The organism is Streptomyces sp. NPDC028298 (assembly GCF_055565895.1).
This window is the reverse complement of the sequence record NZ_JBVHTL010000003.1, coordinates 346,769-366,332: the sequence shown is the minus strand read 5'-3', so window position 1 is coordinate 366,332 and position 19,564 is coordinate 346,769. Positions and strand designations below refer to the sequence as shown.

At 68.9% G+C, this 19,564-nt stretch carries 12 protein-coding genes; 9 read left to right on the top strand and 3 right to left on the bottom strand.

What is annotated here, in order from left to right; all coding sequences use genetic code 11:
• The first annotated feature begins 107 nt into the window (after positions 1 to 107).
• Positions 108 to 587 (top strand): SRPBCC family protein, encoded by a 480-nt coding sequence (locus ACZ4TO_RS16795; RefSeq protein WP_468024532.1) that lies wholly within the window; start codon positions 108 to 110, stop codon positions 585 to 587.
• Positions 588 to 693: 106 nt separating this feature from the next.
• Here ACZ4TO_RS16795 and ACZ4TO_RS16790 read toward each other — a convergent pair whose 3' ends face one another.
• Complete coding sequence (locus ACZ4TO_RS16790) at positions 694 to 2,532, bottom strand: glycoside hydrolase family 15 protein (protein WP_468024531.1); 1,839 nt, start codon at positions 2,530 to 2,532, stop codon at positions 694 to 696.
• Positions 2,533 to 2,651: 119 nt separating this feature from the next.
• The gene (locus ACZ4TO_RS16785) at positions 2,652 to 6,308 is read right to left on the bottom strand and encodes an ATP-binding protein (RefSeq protein WP_468024530.1); all 3,657 of its coding nucleotides are present in this window, start codon (positions 6,306 to 6,308) and stop codon (positions 2,652 to 2,654) included.
• A gap of 984 nt (positions 6,309 to 7,292) precedes the next feature.
• On the opposite strand from ACZ4TO_RS16785, the gene ACZ4TO_RS16780 reads away from it, so the two are divergent.
• From ACZ4TO_RS16780 to ACZ4TO_RS16745, 8 genes are all read left to right on the top strand, one after another.
• Positions 7,293 to 9,221 carry a GMC family oxidoreductase gene (locus ACZ4TO_RS16780; RefSeq protein ID WP_468024529.1) on the top strand — a complete coding sequence of 643 codons (1,929 nt, stop codon included), beginning with the start codon at positions 7,293 to 7,295 and terminating at the stop codon, positions 9,219 to 9,221.
• A complete protein-coding gene (locus ACZ4TO_RS16775; RefSeq protein WP_468024528.1) occupies positions 9,218 to 10,327 on the top strand; it encodes a ferritin-like domain-containing protein in 1,110 nt (369 codons plus the stop codon). Before ACZ4TO_RS16780 ends, ACZ4TO_RS16775 begins: the two co-directional genes overlap by 4 nt.
• Complete coding sequence (locus ACZ4TO_RS16770) at positions 10,327 to 10,851, top strand: hypothetical protein (RefSeq protein ID WP_382786611.1); 525 nt, start codon at positions 10,327 to 10,329, stop codon at positions 10,849 to 10,851. The genes ACZ4TO_RS16775 and ACZ4TO_RS16770 overlap by 1 nt, the downstream gene beginning before the upstream one ends.
• A complete protein-coding gene (gene iolE, locus ACZ4TO_RS16765) occupies positions 10,848 to 11,762 on the top strand; it encodes a myo-inosose-2 dehydratase (protein WP_385039589.1) in 915 nt (304 codons plus the stop codon). The genes ACZ4TO_RS16770 and iolE overlap by 4 nt, the downstream gene beginning before the upstream one ends.
• Positions 11,763 to 11,764: 2 nt before the next feature.
• Positions 11,765 to 12,832: a sugar phosphate isomerase/epimerase family protein gene (locus tag ACZ4TO_RS16760; RefSeq protein WP_468024792.1), complete on the top strand. Its 1,068-nt coding sequence runs from the start codon at positions 11,765 to 11,767 to the stop codon at positions 12,830 to 12,832.
• On the top strand, positions 12,780 to 13,607 hold the full coding sequence (locus ACZ4TO_RS16755; protein WP_468024527.1) for an MBL fold metallo-hydrolase: 828 nt from the start codon (positions 12,780 to 12,782) through the stop codon (positions 13,605 to 13,607). Before ACZ4TO_RS16760 ends, ACZ4TO_RS16755 begins: the two co-directional genes overlap by 53 nt.
• Positions 13,608 to 13,626: 19 nt before the next feature.
• On the top strand, positions 13,627 to 15,282 hold the full coding sequence (locus ACZ4TO_RS16750) for an alpha-keto acid decarboxylase family protein (protein WP_468024526.1): 1,656 nt from the start codon (positions 13,627 to 13,629) through the stop codon (positions 15,280 to 15,282).
• A 106-nt stretch (positions 15,283 to 15,388) separates the two neighbouring features.
• Complete coding sequence (locus tag ACZ4TO_RS16745) at positions 15,389 to 18,187, top strand: NACHT domain-containing protein (protein WP_468024525.1); 2,799 nt, start codon at positions 15,389 to 15,391, stop codon at positions 18,185 to 18,187.
• A 93-nt stretch (positions 18,188 to 18,280) separates the two neighbouring features.
• Here ACZ4TO_RS16745 and cds1 read toward each other — a convergent pair whose 3' ends face one another.
• Positions 18,281 to 19,405, bottom strand: a complete 1,125-nt coding sequence (gene cds1 / locus ACZ4TO_RS16740) for an L-cysteine desulfhydrase Cds1 (RefSeq protein WP_385039601.1) — start codon at positions 19,403 to 19,405, stop codon at positions 18,281 to 18,283.
• Between the last annotated feature and the right edge of the window lie 159 nt (positions 19,406 to 19,564).

The window sequence follows — 19,564 nt, the reverse complement described above, 5'->3', positions numbered from 1 at the left end:
ACGCTGCCCGCGCCGCCGGCACCGCGTGGGTGCCGTCCGTGGCGCGGGCCGTCACGGACGTTCGTCCGGTGGGGACCGGTTTCCGGTTGTCTCAAGGGGGTTCGCGCATGGCACGTCGACTGCGTCCGGTGGGATCCGACTTCGTCGAGACCGCTCCGCTGCGGCTGGTGTTCGCGCGGGAGGTCGCCGCTCCTCCCGCGGCCGTGTTCTCCGCGCTCGCCGAGGACGCGTCCGGCTGGAGCGAGTGGTTCTCGGCGGTGACCCTCGTCCGCCCCGTGGCCGACGGCACCGGGCGCGAGGTGCGGCTGCGCGGCGGGACTCGTTTCGAGGAGACCATCCTGGTCAGCGAGGCTCCCGAGGTGTACACGTACCGCGCGGACGCCACGAACGCGCCGGGGCTCCGCGCCCTGGTCGAGGAGTGGCGGCTGACGCCCGCGGGCGAGGGGACGCGTGTGCGGTGGACCTTCGCCGCCGACGGAACCGCCTTGTTCCGGGCGGCACTCACCGTGGGCCGGGGCGGCCTCGGCCGCGCGTTCCGCCAGGCGGTGACGACACTGGACCGCCGGCTCGCGTCGACGCCTGCGTGAACCGCCGGGGCCGACGTCAGCGAGGCGTCGACGCGGGCCGGGTCCGACCCGGCATCGAACACCTGTCACCGCAGGGCCCGGCCTCGAAGACGTCGACCGAATCCATCTAGGGCCCGTCGAGTGCCTTGTCGAGGGTGAGAGTGGCGTCGATGAGCGCGAGATGGGTGAACGCCTGCGGGAAGTTGCCGAGTTGACGACCCGTCGGGTCCACCTCCTCCGAGTACAGGCCCAGATGGTTGGCGTACCCCATCATCTTCTCGTACACCAGGCGTGCCTGGTCCGTCCGTCCCGCCCGCACGAGGGCGTCGACGTACATGAACGTGCAGAGCGAGAAGGTGCCCTCCGAGCCGCGCAGGCCGTCGGGTGACGCCTCCGGGTCGTAGCGGTAGACGAGGCTGTCGCTGACCAGTTTCCCCTCGATGGCGTCCAGGGTCGTGGCCCAGATCGGGTCCTCGGGGCTGAGGAAGCCGACCGTGGACATGCGCAGCAGCGAGGAGTCCAGCACGCCGCTGCCGTAGTGCTGGACGAAGGCCTGCTGGTCCTCGCTCCACCCCTTGGCCATGACCTGGTCGTAGACGGCGTCCCGCTCCGTCCGCCACCGTCCGTACGCCGACGGCCAGCCCTTCGACTCGGCGAGGCGCAGGGCGCGGTCGAACGCCACCCATGACATGACCCGGCCGTAGGTGAAGTCCTGACGCCCTCCGCGGGTCTCCCAGATCCCTTCCTCGGGCTGGTCCCAGTGGTCGGCCAGCCAGTCCAGGTTCTCCCGCATGGACGTCCATCCCGCGTGCCCGATCTGGAATCCGTGCTCGTGCGCGAAGTGCATGCTGTCCAGCGCCTCGCCGTAGATGTCCAGTTGGAGCTGCGTCGCGGCGCCGTTGCCGATGCGTACCGGCGCGGAGCCCGCGTATCCCTCCCAGTGGTCGAGGATCCGCTCGTCCAGGTCGGCCGAGCCGTCGACCTTGTACATGACGTTGAGCGGGCCCGTGGTCCCGCTCTCGCCGGCCCGCTCCTTGACCCGGTCGCTCAGCCAGGCGATGAACGCCCGCGCCTCTTCGGTGAAGCCGAGCCCCAGCAGGGCGTACACGGAGAACGAGGCGTCGCGGATCCAGGTGAAGCGGTAGTCCCAGTTGCGTTCGCCGCCCAGTTGCTCAGGGAGAGCCGTCGTCGGGGCGGCCACGAGGGCGCCGCTGGGTGCGAAGGTCATGAGTTTGAGCGTGATCGCGGAACGCTCCACCATCTCGCGCCAGCGCCCGGTGTAGCGCGACTGGGTCAGCCAGGAGCGCCAGAACGCCACGGTCTGGTCGAAGAGCCGCTGGTACGCGTCCAGACGGATCTCGGCCGGCGGTCCGGCGGCGCCCGTCTCCAGGACCAGTCCGCGTTGTTGACCGGCCCGCAGCGTGACGGACAGGCTCAGGTCGCCGTCCTGGTCCGTGAGCACGTCAAGGAGTCGCTCGTCCTCGGGTTCACGGATGGGGTGCATGGTGAGTTCGGTGCCGTCCTCCGCCGCGAAGACCGCTCCGTGCTCGGTGATGTGCGCCTCGTGCTTCGCGCGTCCGTAGTCGAAGCGCGGGGCGATCTCCACCTGGAACGTCATGGTGCCGCGCACACAGCGGACCAGACGCACCAGCCGGTGGCGGGCGGTGACGGTCGTACCGGTCACGGGCATGAAGTCGACCACCTCGCCGGCACCAGCCTCGGTCATGAACCGGGTCACCAGGATCGCCGTGCCGGGCAGGTACAACTGCTTGGTCGCGTGGGTCGGATGCGCCGGGCGGACCGTGCAGTGGCCGCCCTTCTCCGTGTCCAGCAGCGCCCCGAAGACACTGGGCGAGTCGAACCGCGGGGAGCAGAACCAGTCGACGGTGCCCTCGGTGGTCACCAGCGCCGCGGTCTGCAGATCGCCGATGAGACCGTGGTTCTCGATCAGTGGGTAGCCGTCCATCGGAGCGCGCCTTTCGGTTGCCGGAGAAGGTGGATCACGGAGGCTGTGTCAAGGGAGCTGTGCCGAGGGAGCGGTGTCGAGGGAGCGGTGTCGAGGGGAGCTGTGCCGAGGAAACCGCGTCACAGAAGGTGTTCGTCGTCCGTCGTCTTGCGGTTCCGGTTGGCCATTTCCTCCCAGAAGGCGTGCAACTCCCTGACGGGGACGCTGACCCAGGGCGCGGTGTGCCGGCTGACGGCCGGGAGGTGCCAGCGGAAGCGGCTGTGCAGAAGGGCCTGTTGCTGTCGGCAGAACAGCTCCGCCACCTCCGCCTGCGCGTTCCCCGCCTTGGGGGGATAGGGGCACAGACGGAACTCGCACGGGGAGGTGCAGGTGGTGCGGGATTCACCCTTGTCGGCCCGGCCGATGCTGCGTTCGGGGTGGAGCAGGCCGCGGTCGTGGGTGAGACAGTGCGGGAGGCCGGGCTTGTTCGAGAGCTTCAGACGTTCCTCGATGTCGTCCGGACTGCCGTCGCCCTGGGTGAGGTTGAGCAGGACCATGACGTCGGCGAGAAGGCGTTGCGCACGAGGATGCAGGCTGCTCCAGCCGACGGACGGGGAGATCCAGAGGTTGTGCTTGCGGTAGCGGTCCGGATCGGCCGGGGTCGAACCGACGCTGTCGCTCACCTCGTTCTCGTCGATCCAGATGAACCGCTCGGGGTGTCCCGTCTCCAGGGCCAGGGTCACCAGATCACCGGCTTCGGCGATGAACGGGTGGAGGACCTTCTCGCCGTCGCGTCGGTACGCGGCGCCGATGTGGCCCGGGGTCTTCTCGTGCGCGCTGCCGGCCATCGAGAGCCATCGGGTGACCGACCTTATGGGCTCCATGGGGCCGCCGGACGCCGCGTCGTCGTCCTTCGTGAGGCTGGTGCCCGGCGCCGCGGAACGGCTCCGCCGGTTCGCCGTGCCGGAACCGGGGGCGCGTCCGATGGTGTCGGGAAGCTCCCACAGGCACAGTGCCTGAAGCAGGCTCACTTGCGCGTACCAGTAGCGGCTGCAGGTGAGCATCTTCTCCGCCTGCTTCACCAGATAGGCACGGGTCTCCTCGTAGGCCTCCGGATGCCGTCTCCTGCGGTTCGCCGCGTTCTTGAAGCCCTGGGCCAGGGCGTTCTCCAAGGAGAGCGGCATGAGCGGACTCTGTTCCCCGGTCTCGGCGGTCAGGTTGCGCAACCAGAGGCTCAGCCGTTCCTTGGCCTCGTCCCGGTACTTCTCGGAGACGGACCCGACGACCATCGGAACGAGCCAGGCCCGGAGGCTGAAGTGGCGCCACCACGTGGTCCGGCACTGCTCGTACTCCCTCACCATCCAGTCGTGCTCCCGCTGCCTCTTTTCCACGGCGTCCGGACCGGCCGCAGGGTCCGGATCCTCTTCATTGAGCCACGCGGTGTAGTCGCGGTCGAGTTTCTGCTTGGCGTCACGGATCTTTCCCAGGTACTGGGATATGGGGTCGGATCCGAGGGGGAATTCCGTACGCAGTTCCTGGAAGGCCGCGTCACCACCGGCGGCGATCTGATGGGCGATCGCGATCCGGACGGCGTGGGACGGCTCCTTCGTGCCGATCTGGAAGAGGTGCTTGTAGGGAAGAGTCGGGCGCGCGGGGTCCTGACCCGAACATTCTGCGGGGGGACGATGCGCCTTGTTGCGACGGTCCCGTTCACGCAGGGCGGCTCCGAAGTTCCGTACCAGCCTCAGTTTCGCGCTCTCGATGGTCCGCTGATCGCCTCGGATGTCGAGGCCCGCCCATTGTTCGTCGAGCTCATGGGCCAGCTTGTCCTGTATCGGGACCGGATCCACGCAGTCCAGTTCCAGGGCCGCGGCGTACAGGTCGAAGTACTTCGCGTCGTGCCGGGCCGCTGCGGCGTTGCTGAGCAGCTCGGCCAGTTTCGGCGACGCCGCGTGACGGTTCTTGGCGCGGTGGGCGCGCTGCGCGCCGGCCGACCGGGGAGTGAGAGGCGCTGCCCGGTGCCGCGAGAGGAGCACCAGAGCGATGAGCAGTTCCCGCGACGGACCCGGGCTGTGCAGCGCCGGTTCGACGACCGCGGCGATCTTGTCGTCCGGTATCTCCCTCAGCAGGCGGTAGCCCATGTACGCCTGGAGGATGCTGTGCGGGAAACGGACCTTGTTCTTGCGGCCGTACACCAGCCCCAGGAGTTGTCCGTTGGCGGTGTGTCGCGCCAGCTCGGTCCGGCACTCGTTCGGGTAGTCCAGCGTGTTGAGCCAGTGCGCCGACCCGCCGATCTTCCGGCACATCACCCCCCAGATCGCGTCGCGTTGCGCCGCCGAGATGGCGAGGCGGGTTCCGTACTGCTGGGCGGCGTCCGGGGATTCCTGGTGATTCTCCTGCGACTGCGCGCGGCGCCGGAGGTCGTCCGCGTGTGCGCTGACGAAGTCGTCGAACGTCACCTCGATGCTGTCCTGCAGGAGTCCCAGGCAGGCCATGGCCGACACGACCCACATGGTCTCCCGGCGTTCCTCGCGCCCCATCACCAGATCGTCGAATATGCGACCGTCTTCGATGGCCTGCCGGTAGGTGTTGAGGAACCCGAGTCTGAGAGTGGAGCAGTCGTTGCTGCGGGTGTCCAGGCGGTCCTTTTCGTCGCGGAGGGTGAGGTGGTCGAGCAGACCGCACTGCTGAAGCAGGCGGGCGATCCGGAGATAGATCGGCGACTCCACGACCTTGGCGGTCTCTACCACCCAGTCGAGGCGGCGCTCGTCCAGCTCGCCCGGTTCCCGCACCAGATATTCCAGGGCCGCTTCCTCACTCAGCGGTTCCATGTCGGCGATCGCCGCCCGGGTGCCCTCCAGGGGTGTGTGCGGGCGTGAGGCGATGACCAGGGGCAGCTTCTGGCGGTCCGCTCGCTCGATCGCCCGTCGGATGATGTTGTCGCGGTCCTCCTGGTACTTCTCGTCGAGAAGGGCCTCTTCCAAGCCGTCGGCGATCACGACCACCTTGCCGTCGAGCCTGAGCTGCCGCCATGTCTTGTCGATGTTGCTGCCGGCGAGCACCCCTTGGTCCGCCTCCTCCGCGAAGCGGCGGCGCGCCATTTCCTCGAAGTCGAGCTCACCGTCGCCCTTCATGTCGCGCAGGCTGATGGGCACGGGAACGGCGGACTGCTGGGCCAGCATCCGGGTGAGTTCCACGAGAACGGCCGTCTTGCCGACGCCCACGCCGCCGACGAGCAGATAGGGCTTGCGGGTCTTGCGGTTGCGGAGGGTCTGGGCGATCACCTGGGACAGTTCACGGCGGCCGACGATTCGGTTGCCGAAGGTTCCGGCCGTGGAGACCAGCTCGTGCGGACGCGTACGCGCCTTGTCGATGAGCGGTTTCTTCGTCTTGTGATACCAGTAGAGGAGGAAGAAGGTCAGGATCAGGGAGCCCGTGAGGACCGGGCCCGCGATGTGGTTCACGGCGTCGAACCAATCGGATCCCAGAACCTCGTGGAACGGCGACTCATCGTGCTTCACAAAGTCGTAGACGGCCGCCGCGACCCACATGAAAAGCAGCGCCGTCCCGACGAGAGCGTACGCGCGCAGCATGGGCCCGAGAGAAAACAGTCCGGGGCGCCAACTGCGAGCCGCGGCGATGCTCTTGTGAGCTTCCCGCTTCGTCCGGAACGTGCGCCATTCCTTGCGGGTCGCCCCTGAGAGCCGGGACCACCAGCGCCTCGGGTACAGCGTGTACCAGGGGGCGTCGTGCGGCCGTTCCTTGCCTTCCGGACGGCGGATCACTTTTGTGGGCATGAGGACGTTCCCTCCGCGCTGCACATCATTGACGGGACGTCATACGGGTGCCGGGTTGTGGACACACGGGCAGGTGTGGACCCACAGGGAAAAACGGTCAGCCGTAGTCGTGGCACCGCGCATCACCTGCGCGTCCTCCGCCCCACACCGCCACAGCGCAATACAGCCGCCCCACGCCGAGGTCTTCTGCCTCGCGCATATTCCGCTGGCACGCATGCCTTCATTTCCATGAAAGCACTGGTCGGGAAGATCGCAACACGACCGCCGGCCGGCCGCGGGAGACCACCCGCGCAACCGGAGAACAGACGGAGACCGTCTCCGGAAAGGGGCACGACCGCCACACGAGCCGACAGCACCTCAAGCTTGCCGTGGTGCTGCGCGAGGAGGTCTTTTCCCAGGGCGGAGCGCGCAGTTGGGCGGCTGGAGCCGACCGAGCACCCTGACCGTCCGCCCGGTCGGGGCATGGACGGACCTCCATCAGGCATACAGGGACGGGGTGTTGGGCGTACGAGCGCGCAGTCTGCCGCCTGGTGCCCATCGCGGCGTTCGGGAAATTGTGCGCAGAAAAGGTTTCCTGAGGCTCCTTCAGGTTCCTTCTCGCTCAGGGCGCGACGTGCGGCAGGCGCCTCGGCACATCCAGCGATCTTGAGGGTTCGCGCGTATCGTTGCTGACGCGACAGCGGCTTGTGCGCCGCGTCAGCAGCAGCGACACCAACGCGCAGCTCGACCATCGAAGTTGCCATGAACAATCTGCGCTCTCTTGCGCCGTTCATCGGCTCGCTCGCGCAGAGTTCCCACACCCACCCGTGGCGGCAGCCCATGGGCGCGATCGGCGTCCGCAGCGGACCTCGGTCGCCGGGCGACCCTTCCCATGCGTCCGCCACACGCGTTCGGACCAAGGCCGTGTGACCGCGGCCGACCGGCTCGAACCCAGGCAGCCATGCCGGTCCCGGCTGAGCCTGGCAGTGGAGGAGTGACTGTCCCATGTACGCGAAGTTTCCCAAGGGGGCGGCGCACCGCACCGATCCCGGGGCGGCGGCCGAGGTCCTCTACGACGCCGTCGTCGTCGGCGGCGGGATCTCCGGCGCTCTCGTCGCCCTGCGGCTGAGCGAGGCCGGCAGGAAGGTGCTGCTCCTCGAAGCGGGCCCGGCCGAAGACCTGACCCTCAGGGGCTACGAGCGCTACCTCGACCGGTTCTACTCAGCCGTCAGCAAGGACAACCAGGCCCCCTACCCGGTCGTCGCGAACGCCCCGATGCCCCGCGGCACCGACGCACGGCGCATCACCCCCGGCGCGCCCGACGCCTCGGGCTACATCGTCCAGAACGGGCCCTTCACCACCGACACCACCTACACGCGGGTCCTCGGCGGCACCACCATGCACTGGGAGGGCAAGGCGCTGCGGATGCTGCCCGAGGACTTCCGGATGCGGACGCTCTACGGCGAGGGGGCCGACTGGCCGCTCACCTACGAGGACCTCGCCCCGTACTACAGCGAGGCCGAACGCGAGATCGGCGTCTCCGCCGACGTGGAGGACCAGGCCTACCTCGGGATCAGCTTCGACGAGGACTACGTCTTCCCCATGAAGGGACTGCCCCTGTCCTACCTGGACCGGACGGTCGCCAGGGACGTCGACGGGATGCCGGTCGAACTCGACGGGGAACATCGCGAGTTGCGGGTCCGTCCGTTCCCGCAGGGCCGGAACGGGATACCGAACCCCGCCTACGACGGCGGTCGGGGCTACGTCCCGCGAGGCGCGGTGAGCGCGTACCAGGTCGAGGTCGGCGAGCGGTGCCAGGGCAACAACAACTGCGTGCCCATCTGCCCGGTGCAGGCCAAGTACAACGCCGGCAAGACCCTGGCCCTGGCCCTCCAGAGCGGCCGGGTCGACCTGGTGGCCCAGGCGGTGGCGTACAAGGTGCACGTCGACGAGCGCACGCACCGGGTGACCGAGATCGAGTACCGCCGCTACGAGCGGCCCGACAGCCGCGGCTACACCACGATGCGAGCACGCGGCCGGCTGTTCGTCCTGGCGGCCAACGCGGTGGAGAACCCCCGGCTGATGCTGGCCTCCGGCCTGCGCGGTTCGAGCGGCCTGATGGGGCGCAACTTCATGGACCACGCCTATCTGCTCGCGTGGGCGCTGCTGCCCGAGGTGGCCGGCACCTTCCGGGGCACGATCTGCACGGGCGGTATCGCCGACCTGCGCGGGGGCCGCTTCCGGAGCCGGCAGGCGGCGTTCACCGTCGACATCCACAACGACGGCTGGGGCTGGGCCCGGGGCGCGCCGATGACCGACCTCATCGGTCTGGTGGACTCCGGCGGCCGCTACGGCGAGTCCCTCCGCCAGGGCCTGGTGGACCGGGTGTCCCGTCAGCTCCAGCTCGCGTTCATGGTCGAGGTCCCCGCCGATCCCGGCAACCGGGTCACCGTGAGCCCGGACTTCACGGACGAGCTGGGCAACATGCGGCCCGTCCTCACGTACAACGTCCCCGAGTACACGATGCGGGGTGTGGCGTACGCCCGGCAGTTGTCGAAGCGGATCTTCGCCCGTCTGGGGGCCGAGGACCACACCGCGTACAACCCGAACTTCTGGGGCTACGCCGTCCACGACGGCGAGGGCTACGAGATCCACGGGGGCAACCATCTCGCCGGCACCCATGTGATGGGCCGCGACCCGTCGACCTCGGTGGTCGACGCGGACCAGCGGTGCTGGGACCACGAGAACCTCTACCTGGTCGGCGGGGGCAGCATGCCCACGGTGGGCACGTCGAACGTGACGCTCACCCTCGCCGCCCTGTGCCTGCGCAGCGTCCGGGCCATGCTGGCCCAGCTCGACTCCGAGACCGCGCCGATCGACGTCACCTCCGGCCGGCGCCACGCGGCGCCGAACGCACAGGAGGCGGCCTCATGATCGCGCCGACGATCGAGAACCGTGACGACCTGCTCGTCTACCTGAACGCGGCGATGGCCCTCGAGCACGCCACCATCCCGCCCTACCTGACCGCGTACTACTCCATACACTCCGGCACCAACTCCGACGCCGCCCACATCATCCGGGTGACCGCGGTGGAGGAGATGCTGCACCTGACCCTCGCCGCCAACGTCCTGAACGCCATCGGCGGAACGCCCGACCTGACCCGCCCCGGCTTCGTGCCGTCCTATCCGGCCCGGCTGCCGGACGGGGAGGACGACTTCACCGTCGACCTGCGGCCCTTCTCCCCCGAGGCGGTGGAGACGTTCTGCAAGATCGAGCGGCCGGGCAAGGCCCCCGGCGCCGACTCGCGGCTGGTGAGGTCACCGGACCGCAAGACCCGTTTCCTGGTCTCCAGCCCCACGACCGAGCAGATGCGCTTCTACAGCATCGGCGAGTTCTACGAGGAGATCATCGAAGGGCTAGAGAAGGTGGCGGCCAACGATCCCGCGCTCTTCCAGGGTGATCCGGCCCGTCAGGTGGGGCCCGAGTACTTCTACTCCGGCGGCGGGGAGGTGGTCGTCGTCTCCGACCTGGAGTCGGCGCAGCAAGCGCTCCGCTTCATCGCCGGGCAGGGCGAGGGCCTCGACTGCGGCATCCACGACGCGGAAGGGGAGCTGGCCCACTACTACCGGTTCCGGCAGCTCCAGCTCGGGCGCTACTACCAGGTGGGCGACCACCCCGACGCGCCCTCGGGGCCCTCGCTGAGCATCTCCTGGGGCGACGTGTACAAGGTGAAGACGAGTGTCCGGCTGGCCGACTATCCGGCGGGATCGGAACTCGCCCGGGTCGCCGAGGACTTCAACGCCGACTACGGGGCGTTCCTCGCCCTGCTCACGAAGGCGTTCAACGGACAGCCGGAAGTCCTCCAGGAGAGCGTCTGCGAGATGTTCCGCCTGCGCGACGGCTTCAACCGGCTGGTGTGCACCCCCCTGCCGGGCGGCGGCGGCCTGCACGCCGGCCCCACCTTCGAGATCCCGGCAGCGGCCGGGCCCGGTCCGGGAGCCTCATCCGGTACCGACGAGACCATCCGGACGGTGACGTGATGACCGCCCCGTCGTTCGAGAGGTTCCTCCTCCTGTCGGTCGACCTCACCGCCTTCGAGGAGACCGATCTGCTCGGCACCGGCATGGCCCACCGGTATCTGGCGAAAGTGCGGGCCGCCTGCGGGGACGAGATCGTCAGCGCGCTCCTGGAAGCGCACAGGGCGGCACGGGCCGACGCGGCGGGAGAGGCCGGAAGGCACCCGCGAGCCCCGCTCGACCGGGATCTCTTCGACCGGGCCCTGCGCCACCGGATCTTCAGCGACGACCGGCTCGGCCCCGTGGCCCGCAACGTGATCAAGCTCTGGTACGCCGGGATGTGGTACGCGCTGCCGCCCGAGTGGACCGATCGTCACGGGGCCCGGGCGGCGGGCGAAACCTCCACGGTCACCGCCGCCGCGTACCAGGAGGGGCTCCTGTGGCGGGCCATCGGTGCCAATCCCCCGGGTGCCAAGGCCCCCGGATACGGCTCCTGGGCTCGGCCGCCCCGCATCGCCGACCGCTACCTGAAAGGGGCGACGAGATGACGGACACACTCGCCCGTCTCAGCCCGGACAAGGTGAAGCTCGGCGTCTGCTGCACCCTGTGGTGGAACGACGACTTCCCCGCCATCGACGCCGGCATCTCCTTCGGCCAGGCCGTGAGCGACATGGCACTCGCCGGCTTCCAGGGATGCAGCATCGGGCACAAGTACCCCTCGGACGCCGCCGAGCTCAAGGCCGCCCTCGACCTGCGCGGGCTGAGCGTGTCCGAGCCCTGGACGAGCACGTACTTCACGATCGGCCGGATGCGGGAGAAGACAGTCGCCGCTTTCGAGGAGACGCTGACCCACATCAAGACCCTGGGCGGGACCGAGCTGGTCGTGGCCGAGTTCGGCGCCTCGTCCCACCTGCTTCCCGTGGACGTGTTCGCCAACCGCCCGGTCTTCACCGACTCCCAGTGGGACGCCCTGGCTTCGGGTCTGAACGAGCTCGGCGGGATCGCCGCCTCGGCCGGGCTGAAGCTCAGCTATCACCACCACATGGGGACGGGCGTCATGACGCGGGCCGACATCGACCGGCTGATGGCCTCGACCGATCCGGAGCTGGTCCACCTCCTCCTCGACACCGGCCACATGGCCTTCGCCGGTGACGATCCGCTGGACCTGGCCCGGGACTACGCCGACCGCATCGGCCACGTCCACCTGAAGAGCGTCCGGCCCGAGGTCGTGAGCCGGGTGCGGGAAGAGGGCCTGTCGTTCCAGGAGGGCATCCAGCTCGGCGTCTTCACCGTGCCCGGAGACGGCGGGATCGACTTCCGGCCCATCCTCGAGGCGCTGGCCGCGGCCGACTACCGGGGGTGGCTGGTGGTGGAGGCGGAACAGGATCCGAACAAGGCCGTGCCGCTCGAGTACGCCAAGAAGGCCCGTGCCTACCTCGCCGACATCCTGGGCTGGTGACCATGAACGCGACCATCGGACGAGACGTCTTCTTCAGCTTCTTCATGTTCACGGCTGATCTGCGGCCACAGGACGAGCGGTACAGCCGGGTCCTGATCGATCACCTGAAGGCCCTGACCGACATGGGCTACGACGGCTTCGACGTGCACATCGCCGCTCAGCCCCCGAGTGTCGATCACAAGGTCGAGGTCGACTCTTACGCCGGCCTCAAGAAGACATTCGAGCGGGCGGGGCTGGGGGAGGTCGGGTTCACCACCAATGTCGGGACCACGCGCACCTTCGACCCGACCTCGCCCTACGAGGAGCAGCGCGCGCGGGCCCTGTCCTACCTCAAGTCACGCGTCGACATCACCCACGTCCTGGGCGGCGACTCCATCATGTCCGGGCCGTTCATCCATCCCTACGGTGTCTTCCCGGTCACGGACACCGACGAGCCGCTCTGGAGCGACGCGCTGCAGGACTGGATGAAGCCACGCTTCGACGCGGCACGTCCCGTCTTCGAGGAACTGCTGGAGTACGCCGCGACGCGCGAGGTGAGGCTCGCCGTCGAGCCCGTCAAGAGCTGGGAGACGCCGCCGCCCAACATGGTCTCGGAGGTACTGGACTTCCTCGAGGGCCTGGAACACCCGCGCGGTGGCGTGACGATCGACACGGCGCAGGTCGTGATGGAGAGCCAGGGTCCGTCGGTCCTCAGGGAGAACGTCGGGCGGGCGACACGGCAGGACCGGCTCCACTACGTCCACATCTCCGCTCCCGACCGGGGGGCGGTGAAGGACAGCTGGATCCCGTGGGACGTCCTCGCGCGCGAGATCGAACCGGTGTACCACGGGCCGTACCTGATCGAGGTGTTCAACGCGATCCCGCCGTTCGACGCTTCCATGCGCATGGCGCGCCGGCGTTTCTGGCGACCCGGCGAGGACGACCCGGTTCCCGGCGGGGACAGCGCCTACGACGTGGCCTCGGCCGCGTTGCGGGAGCTGCGAGAGAAGACCGCACCATCCCGGAAAGGGGACTCCCGTGCTGGCTCAGGTGTCGGATCCCATCACCATGGTCGTGAAGCAGACGGGTGACGTCCGTATCCACACGTTCGTCGCGTCCTTCGCGGGCAGCAACATCGCGAACGCCACGCATGTCGTCGAAACCAGGAATCAGCTCGTTCTCGTCGACGCGCAGTTCCTCGCCCCCTACGCGAGAGCCTTCAGGGACTACGCGGACGGTCTGGGCAAGCCCATCGAGAGGCTGTACATCTCCCACCGTCATCCCGACCACTGGTTCGGTCTCGGGACCGCGTTCGGCGACGTCACGGTCCACGCGCTGTCCGAGACCATGACGTTCATCCACGATCACGGTGAGGACTCGCGAAGCGACCACTGGAAACTCGGTGACCTCGCCCCGGACCGCGTCGTCGTCCCGGAACAGGTCGCCCGTGTCGGCGAGGACAAGATCGACGGGGTCAGGTACCTCCTCGACCGGGTGACGGACACCGAGATCGACTACCACCTCACGATCAGGCTTCCCGATCTGGGCGTGTACTTCACCCAGGATCTGGTCTACAGCGGCACCCATCCGTACCTGACGAAACACCTGGACCACTGGATCCGGGTGCTGCGCGACATGCTCGTGTCGGACTACGAGCTGTTCATGCCGGGCCACGGTCTGCCGGCCGACAAGAACGAGGTCGCGCGCAACGTCGAGTACCTCTCATCCGCCCGGCAGGCGATCGGTGACGGGCTGACGGGCGACGCCTTCAAGAGCTTCCTGCTGCAGCGGTATCCGGAGCGCAAGTGCCCGGGAATCTTCGACATCTACATGCCCCGGCTGTTCGGCGGCGCGAGCGACTACTGACCACGGAGGTGCTTCAACCATGAACGAGAGTTGCACTGTAGGGCGGTACCTGGTGGACCGGCTCCGTCAACTGGGCCTGGAGCACCTGTTCGCGATCGCGGGAGACTACTCGATCGAATGGCTGAACCGGTACGTCGCGCCGAGCGGCACGAAGATCATCGAGGAGGTCAACGAGGTCAACGCCGGTTACGCGGCGGACGGATACGCGAGGCTGAGGGGAATCGGCGCGCTCTGTGTGACCTACTCGGCGGGCGCGCTGTGCGCCGTGAACGCGGTCGCCGGCGCCTACGTCGAGAAGGTTCCCCTCGTGCTGATCAACGGGACGCCGAGCGTCAAGAAGACCATCACCTTCGAGCAGACCGGCTTCAGCGCGCATCACTTCATCAGCGGACGGGAAACGGATCTCCAGTCCTTCGAGCACCTGACGGTGGCGGCCATCCGGATCGACAACCCGGACCTCGCGCCGACACTGATCGACTACGCGCTGACCCGGTGCATCAGCGAACGGCGCCCGATCTACATCGAACTGCTCCAGGACATGGTCGACTTGGAGTGCCGGCCGCCGGAGGGCGTTCTGAAGCCGGTCAGGGTCCTGTCGGACCAGAGCAGCCTGGAGCAGTCGGTCGCCCGGATCTGCGCGAAGCTCGAAAGCGCCGAGAGTCCGCTCATCTGGCTCGGCGTGGAGATCGACCGTCTCGGCCTTCAGGACAAGGCCACGAACCTGATCCGGCAGCTGAACGTCCCGTTCGTCACGGAACTGCTGAGCAAGGCCGTCCTGTCCGAGGACGACGCCCTGTTCGCCGGTGTGCTGGACGGCCAGGCGTCGTCGAAGGTCGTGACCGATCTGGCAGACACCTCCGACTTCGTCCTGGCACTCGGCGTGTGGCTCACCGACATCAACTCGCTGGGCTGGGAACCGGATTACGACAGGACCGCGTTCGCGTCGTTCGACGCGGTCAAGCTCGGAACCCATTTCGGCGGGCAGGTCGCGCTGGAGCATCTGATCGACGGCATCCTGGCGGAGAGGATCGCCCCCAAGGAACGGAAGCTGCCGGAGGCCCCGGCGCGCAGCGCGCCGGACGTGGAGAAGGCCGACGTCATCACCTACCAGGGGTTCTACGACTACATCCAGCGGTACGTCGACAGGAACACCATCGTCGGTGCCGACGCGAGCATGAACTATTTCGGTAGCCTGCTGCTCGACGTGCCCGGACCCGGCGGGTTCGTCGTCCAGTCGTCCTACTCGTCGATCGGCTACAGCGCGCCGGCCGCGACGGGCATCTGCCTGGCGAAGCGCCCCGAACAAAGGGTCCTGGTCCTCTCCGGTGACGGAGGCTTCCAGATGACGGCCCAATGCCTGTCGACGCAGACCCGGTTGGGGCTCGATCCGATCGTGTTCGTCATCGACAACGGCGTCTACGCGGTGGAGCAGTGGCTCGCCGACGCGGCGGTGTTCCACTCCGACGAACCGTTCTACAAGCCGTGCGAGCTGCACCGGTGGAACTACAGCAGGCTGGCGGAGGTCTTCGGCTGCCGGGGATGGGAAGTCGGCACGTACGGCGAGCTGGAGGACGCCGTGACGGGTGCGCTGGAGTACGCGAGCGGTCCGTCCATCATCCAGGTGCGCGTGCCGGAGAAGACGATCCCGGACAACGCGAACTGGAAAGCCCGGTAGCGGGACTCCTCGCGCGGACGGCGAGGCGTGACGGGAACGTGTGATGCGGTGGTGGCGGCATGGCATTTGGCTGGGTGCGGTCGCGCTCACAGGGACCGTGCTCTGCGTGGCGTTCTCGAACGGAGATCTCGGCAAGACCTCGGTGCTGACCGCCGTTCTCGGCTTCGGGTTCTCGCTCTTCGGGCTCTCGGTCAATCTGTGGAAGAGCGCCCCGCAGGGCGAGGCGGCGGACGAGGGCTCGGCACCTTCCCGGGAGCGATTGGAGCAGTGGGCCGAGCGGTTGTCGGGGGCGGTGGAGGAGCAGTGGCGGGCGGAGTGGCGGCTGCGCCGGCTCCAGGACCCCTACCCGCTGGAGGTGCGCTGGTCGCCCGCCGAGGCGTGGCTGGTCGACGCTCCCGGCGAGGTCGGTCCCGTCGTGACCGAAGGGGACCGGGCCGAGGACATCGCGAGCGTCCTGGAGGCCGTCCCGTCCCGGCGGCTGGTGGTGCTCGGTGAACCGGGGAGCGGCAAGACCATGCTGGCGGTGGGGTTCATCCTGGACCGGATCGCCCGATGGGCGCCCGGCGACCGCGTCCCGGTCCTGTTTCCCCTGTCGAGCTGGCAGCCCGAGCACAAGAGCCTGCGGGACTGGATGGCCGCGCATCTGGCCGCGACCCATCCGGGCGCCTCCTGGGCCGGCAAGCTCCTGCGAGCCGGGCTGGTGCTGCCCGTCTTCGACGGGTTGGACGAGATGCCGGAGTCCTCGTGGGCGACGGCTCTGCGCCGGCTCAACACGGAACTCGACCCGGGTGAGCCCGTCGTGGTGACGTGCCGTACGGAGGCGTACGCGAAGGCGGTGGAGACGAGCGACGTGTTCACCGCCGCCGCGGTGATCGAACTGCGGCCTCTGACGTTCGAGACCGTGGGTTCCTATCTGGCGCGCACCGGCAGGCCCGTACGCGGAAAGGGCGGAGAGCGCGCCACGCGCTGGGATCCGGTCCTCGAGGAGTTCCGCCGCCGTCCGGACGCCCCCGTCGCCCGTACGGTCCGCTCGGCGTTCAGCACACCGCTGATGGTGGCCATGGCACGGGCCGCCTACGGTGACACCGGCCGGGACCCCGCCGAACTGCTCGACAGCCGGTTCGCCGATCCGGAGGTCCTGGAACGGCATCTGCTGGACGGTTTCGTCCCGGCCGCGTTCGCGGACAGCCCACGCGCCGAGCAGGCCCGTGCCTGGCTGGGTGAACTGGCCGCTCAGCTCCAGCGGCAGACCACCCGGCAGCTCGCCTGGTGGCGGCTGCGCCGCGCTCTGCCGTGGCCGCTGCGCACGCTGGGCCCGATCCTGCTCCTGGGGTGCGTGGCGCTCCTGCTCGGCGTGGCCTGGTTCCCGGCCGCCGGGGTCAAGGCGCCGGCGATGATGTGCGGGTTCATCCTCGGCGTGGGGCTGGGCTACACCGTGCTCGGGACGCGGGTCTCGACCCGCGGACGGAGGGCGGAAGGGGCGGCCCGGGTGGTCGTCGCGGCCGTGCTGGCGGGGGTCCTGGTCGGGGCGGTCGCCAGCACCAGCCTCGACTGGACCACCTCCCTGCCGAACGCGAACGTCGGCCCGACGTGGCTGGGCGCGGCCGCGTTCGCCATGGCGTTCGGGCTCGCCACGGCCATCGCGCTGGGGGTGCTGGGGATCATCGGGGAGCCGCTCCCCTCCTACGCGGCGTTCGGCGGGCGGGGGGCAATCAGGGCGGTGCTGGTCGTGCTGGTGTCCGCGGTCATCGGCTTCTTCCTCCCGCTGCTGTTCCTCGTTCCACCGTGGGTACCGCCCACGACGGCGGTGGCCGCCGGCGTCCTGGTCGCCGTGGGGCTGCGCAACTGGCACGGCGGCGCCTGCCCGGGAGCGTCCCCCCGTCCACGGCGTGCTCGCGGACACTTCCGGACCGCCCTGGTGCGCGGACTCAGAACCGGCCTCCTGACCGGCCTGGCCCTGGGCGCGGCGTTCGGTGTCACGACCGCGACCGTGGCGGGCGCCCGGGCCGCCGCTTCGGCGGACTTCCCCGCCGGGGCGATGCACCACCTCACGGACGGCACGCGCTATGTCGTCACGTCGGACGGCTGGGTTCACGGGGTACGCCCCAACGACGACCGCTATCTGCGACCGCCCAAACCAGTCGACGGCGTTGTGTGGACGTACGCCGACGGCACCACGTACGCGTCCGCGGGCCAGGACTGCGGGGACTCCGCTCACTGCACTCACTTCCACGGTCTCATCGAGCTACGGCTGCAGACCGCCCGAACGAACCCGCAGGTCAAATTGCCAAGCGGCGAATACATACAGGACGCCGGCTTCCAAGCCGATGTTCCCCGCCGTTCGTACGACTGGCTGTACGCGGCGCCGCCGAAGGTGCTCTTCAGCAATTACCTGAGCCTGGGCCTGACCGCCGGCCTGGGCCTCGGTCTGGTCAGCGGACTGGCAGCCGGCTTCCACGCGTGGATGGTCTCGCCGATCGACACCGCGCGAGCCGCCGGGCCCCAGGCCACGTTGCGGTTCGACCGGATCGCCGCCATCACGCGGGGCGTCACGCTGGTGGCGTTCGGCGTCGTCGCCGCGGTCGTCGCCGCGGTGGCCCTGGCCAAGGCGTCGGGGCAATACGACTCCTTCGGCCTCGTCCTGCTGACCTGGCTCCTCGTCGGCCCGTTCTCCGTGTTCATCAGCGCTTGGGGCTGGCTGCTCGTGACCCGATTGTGGATGTGCGGCAACGGGCGGCTGCCGTGGCGTCTGATGGCGTTCCTGGAGGAGGCGCACCAGCGCGGTGTGCTGCGTCAGGCGGGCGCGACCTACGAGTTCCGGCATGCCCGGCTCCAGGAACACCTGGCGTCGTCCGCCTCGCCGACCGAGCCGGACCCTCTCCGGCCGAACGACGGCCGGATTTAGGGGTGTTCACCGGACCCTCCCCCGGGCCGACCCGAACGCAGTGGCCTTCACACCGCCGGACAACGGTCGGCCGGACCCAGGGGTGCCCCCGGCTCAGGCCGGCCAGACGCCCGTCTCCAGCAGGGAGTTGATCGCCGTCATGTACGGCGCGATGTCCAGGCCCTGTTCGGCCAGCCACGTGTCCGAGTAGTACTTGTCGAGATAGCGGTCACCGGGGTCGCACAGCAGCGTCACCACGCTTCCCGTGCGTCCCTCGGCCACCATCTCGGCGACGATCTTCAGGGCGCTCCACAGGCCGGTGCCGGTCGAGCCGCCCGCCTTGCGGCCGATGGCCCGCTCCAGTGCGCGTACGGCGGCGACGCTCGCGGCGTCCGGCACCTTCATCATGCGGTCGATGGCCCCGGGCACGAAGCTCGGCTCGACACGCGGTCTGCCGATGCCCTCGATGCGTGAGCCGCGCTCGCAGGTGACGTCCGGGTCGCCGGTGGTCCAGCCCTCGAAGAAACAGGAGTTGTCCGGGTCGGCCACACAGATGCGGGTGTCCGCCTGCATGTAGTGGACGTAGCGGGCGAGGGTCGCCGAGGTGCCGCCGGTGCCGGCCGTGGCGACGATCCAGGTGGGTTCCGGGAAGCGTTCGAGGGCCAGTTGGCGGAAAATGGACTCGGCGATGTTGTTGTTCCCGCGCCAGTCCGTGGCCCTTTCCGCGTAGGTGAACTGGTCCATGTAGTGGCCGCCGGTCTCGGCGGCGAGCGCGACGGACTCCTCGTAGATCTTGCGCGAGTCGTCCACGAAGTGGCACTGCCCGCCGTGGAATTCGATCAGCCGGCATTTCTCGGCGCTCGTCGTGCGCGGCATGACGGCGATGAAGGGCACACCGACGAGCCCCGCGAAGTAGGCCTCGGACACGGCCGTGGAGCCGCTGGACGCCTCGATCACCGGGCGGCCGGGCCGGATCCAGCCGTTGCACAGGCCGTACAGGAAGAGCGAGCGGGCCAGGCGGTGCTTGAGGCTGCCCGTGGGGTGGGTCGACTCGTCCTTCAGGTAGAGATCGACACCCCACTCCTCGGGGAGCGGGAAGCGGAGCAGATGGGTGTCCGCCGAGCGGTTCGCGTCCGCCTGGACCTTGCGCACGGCTTCTTTGAGCCAGCTCCGGTATTCCGGGTCGCTCCGGTCGACGTCGAGGGTCTCACCGGTCCTGATCGGCTGGGCAGTGCTCACGGGAGGGCTCCTATCGCGTGGCGCCGACACCGCTTCGACTGGTCGGACGCCTCGATCATAAGCACCTTCCGCACGCTTCTCACCTGCATAAACACACCTTTGGGCAGCCCAAAGCCACCCCTGGGGGGAGGCGGGGAATCCACATCCCGGGATCATCCG

What these genes read in the sequence shown, in the direction of transcription:
- ACZ4TO_RS16770 (WP_382786611.1), top strand. Translation starts at nt 10,327, where the DNA reads ATGACCGCCCCGTCGTTCGAGAGGTTCCTCCTCCTGTCGGTCGACCTC.
- ACZ4TO_RS16775 (WP_468024528.1), top strand. Translation starts at nt 9,218, where the DNA reads ATGATCGCGCCGACGATCGAGAACCGTGACGACCTGCTCGTCTACCTG.
- ACZ4TO_RS16760 (WP_468024792.1), top strand. Translation starts at nt 11,765, where the DNA reads ATGAACGCGACCATCGGACGAGACGTCTTCTTCAGCTTCTTCATGTTC.
- iolE (WP_385039589.1), top strand. Translation starts at nt 10,848, where the DNA reads ATGACGGACACACTCGCCCGTCTCAGCCCGGACAAGGTGAAGCTCGGC.
- ACZ4TO_RS16780 (WP_468024529.1), top strand. Translation starts at nt 7,293, where the DNA reads ATGTACGCGAAGTTTCCCAAGGGGGCGGCGCACCGCACCGATCCCGGG.
- ACZ4TO_RS16785 (WP_468024530.1), bottom strand. Translation starts at nt 6,308, where the DNA reads ATGCCCACAAAAGTGATCCGCCGTCCGGAAGGCAAGGAACGGCCGCAC.
- ACZ4TO_RS16795 (WP_468024532.1), top strand. Translation starts at nt 108, where the DNA reads ATGGCACGTCGACTGCGTCCGGTGGGATCCGACTTCGTCGAGACCGCT.
- ACZ4TO_RS16750 (WP_468024526.1), top strand. Translation starts at nt 13,627, where the DNA reads ATGAACGAGAGTTGCACTGTAGGGCGGTACCTGGTGGACCGGCTCCGT.
- ACZ4TO_RS16790 (WP_468024531.1), bottom strand. Translation starts at nt 2,532, where the DNA reads ATGGACGGCTACCCACTGATCGAGAACCACGGTCTCATCGGCGATCTG.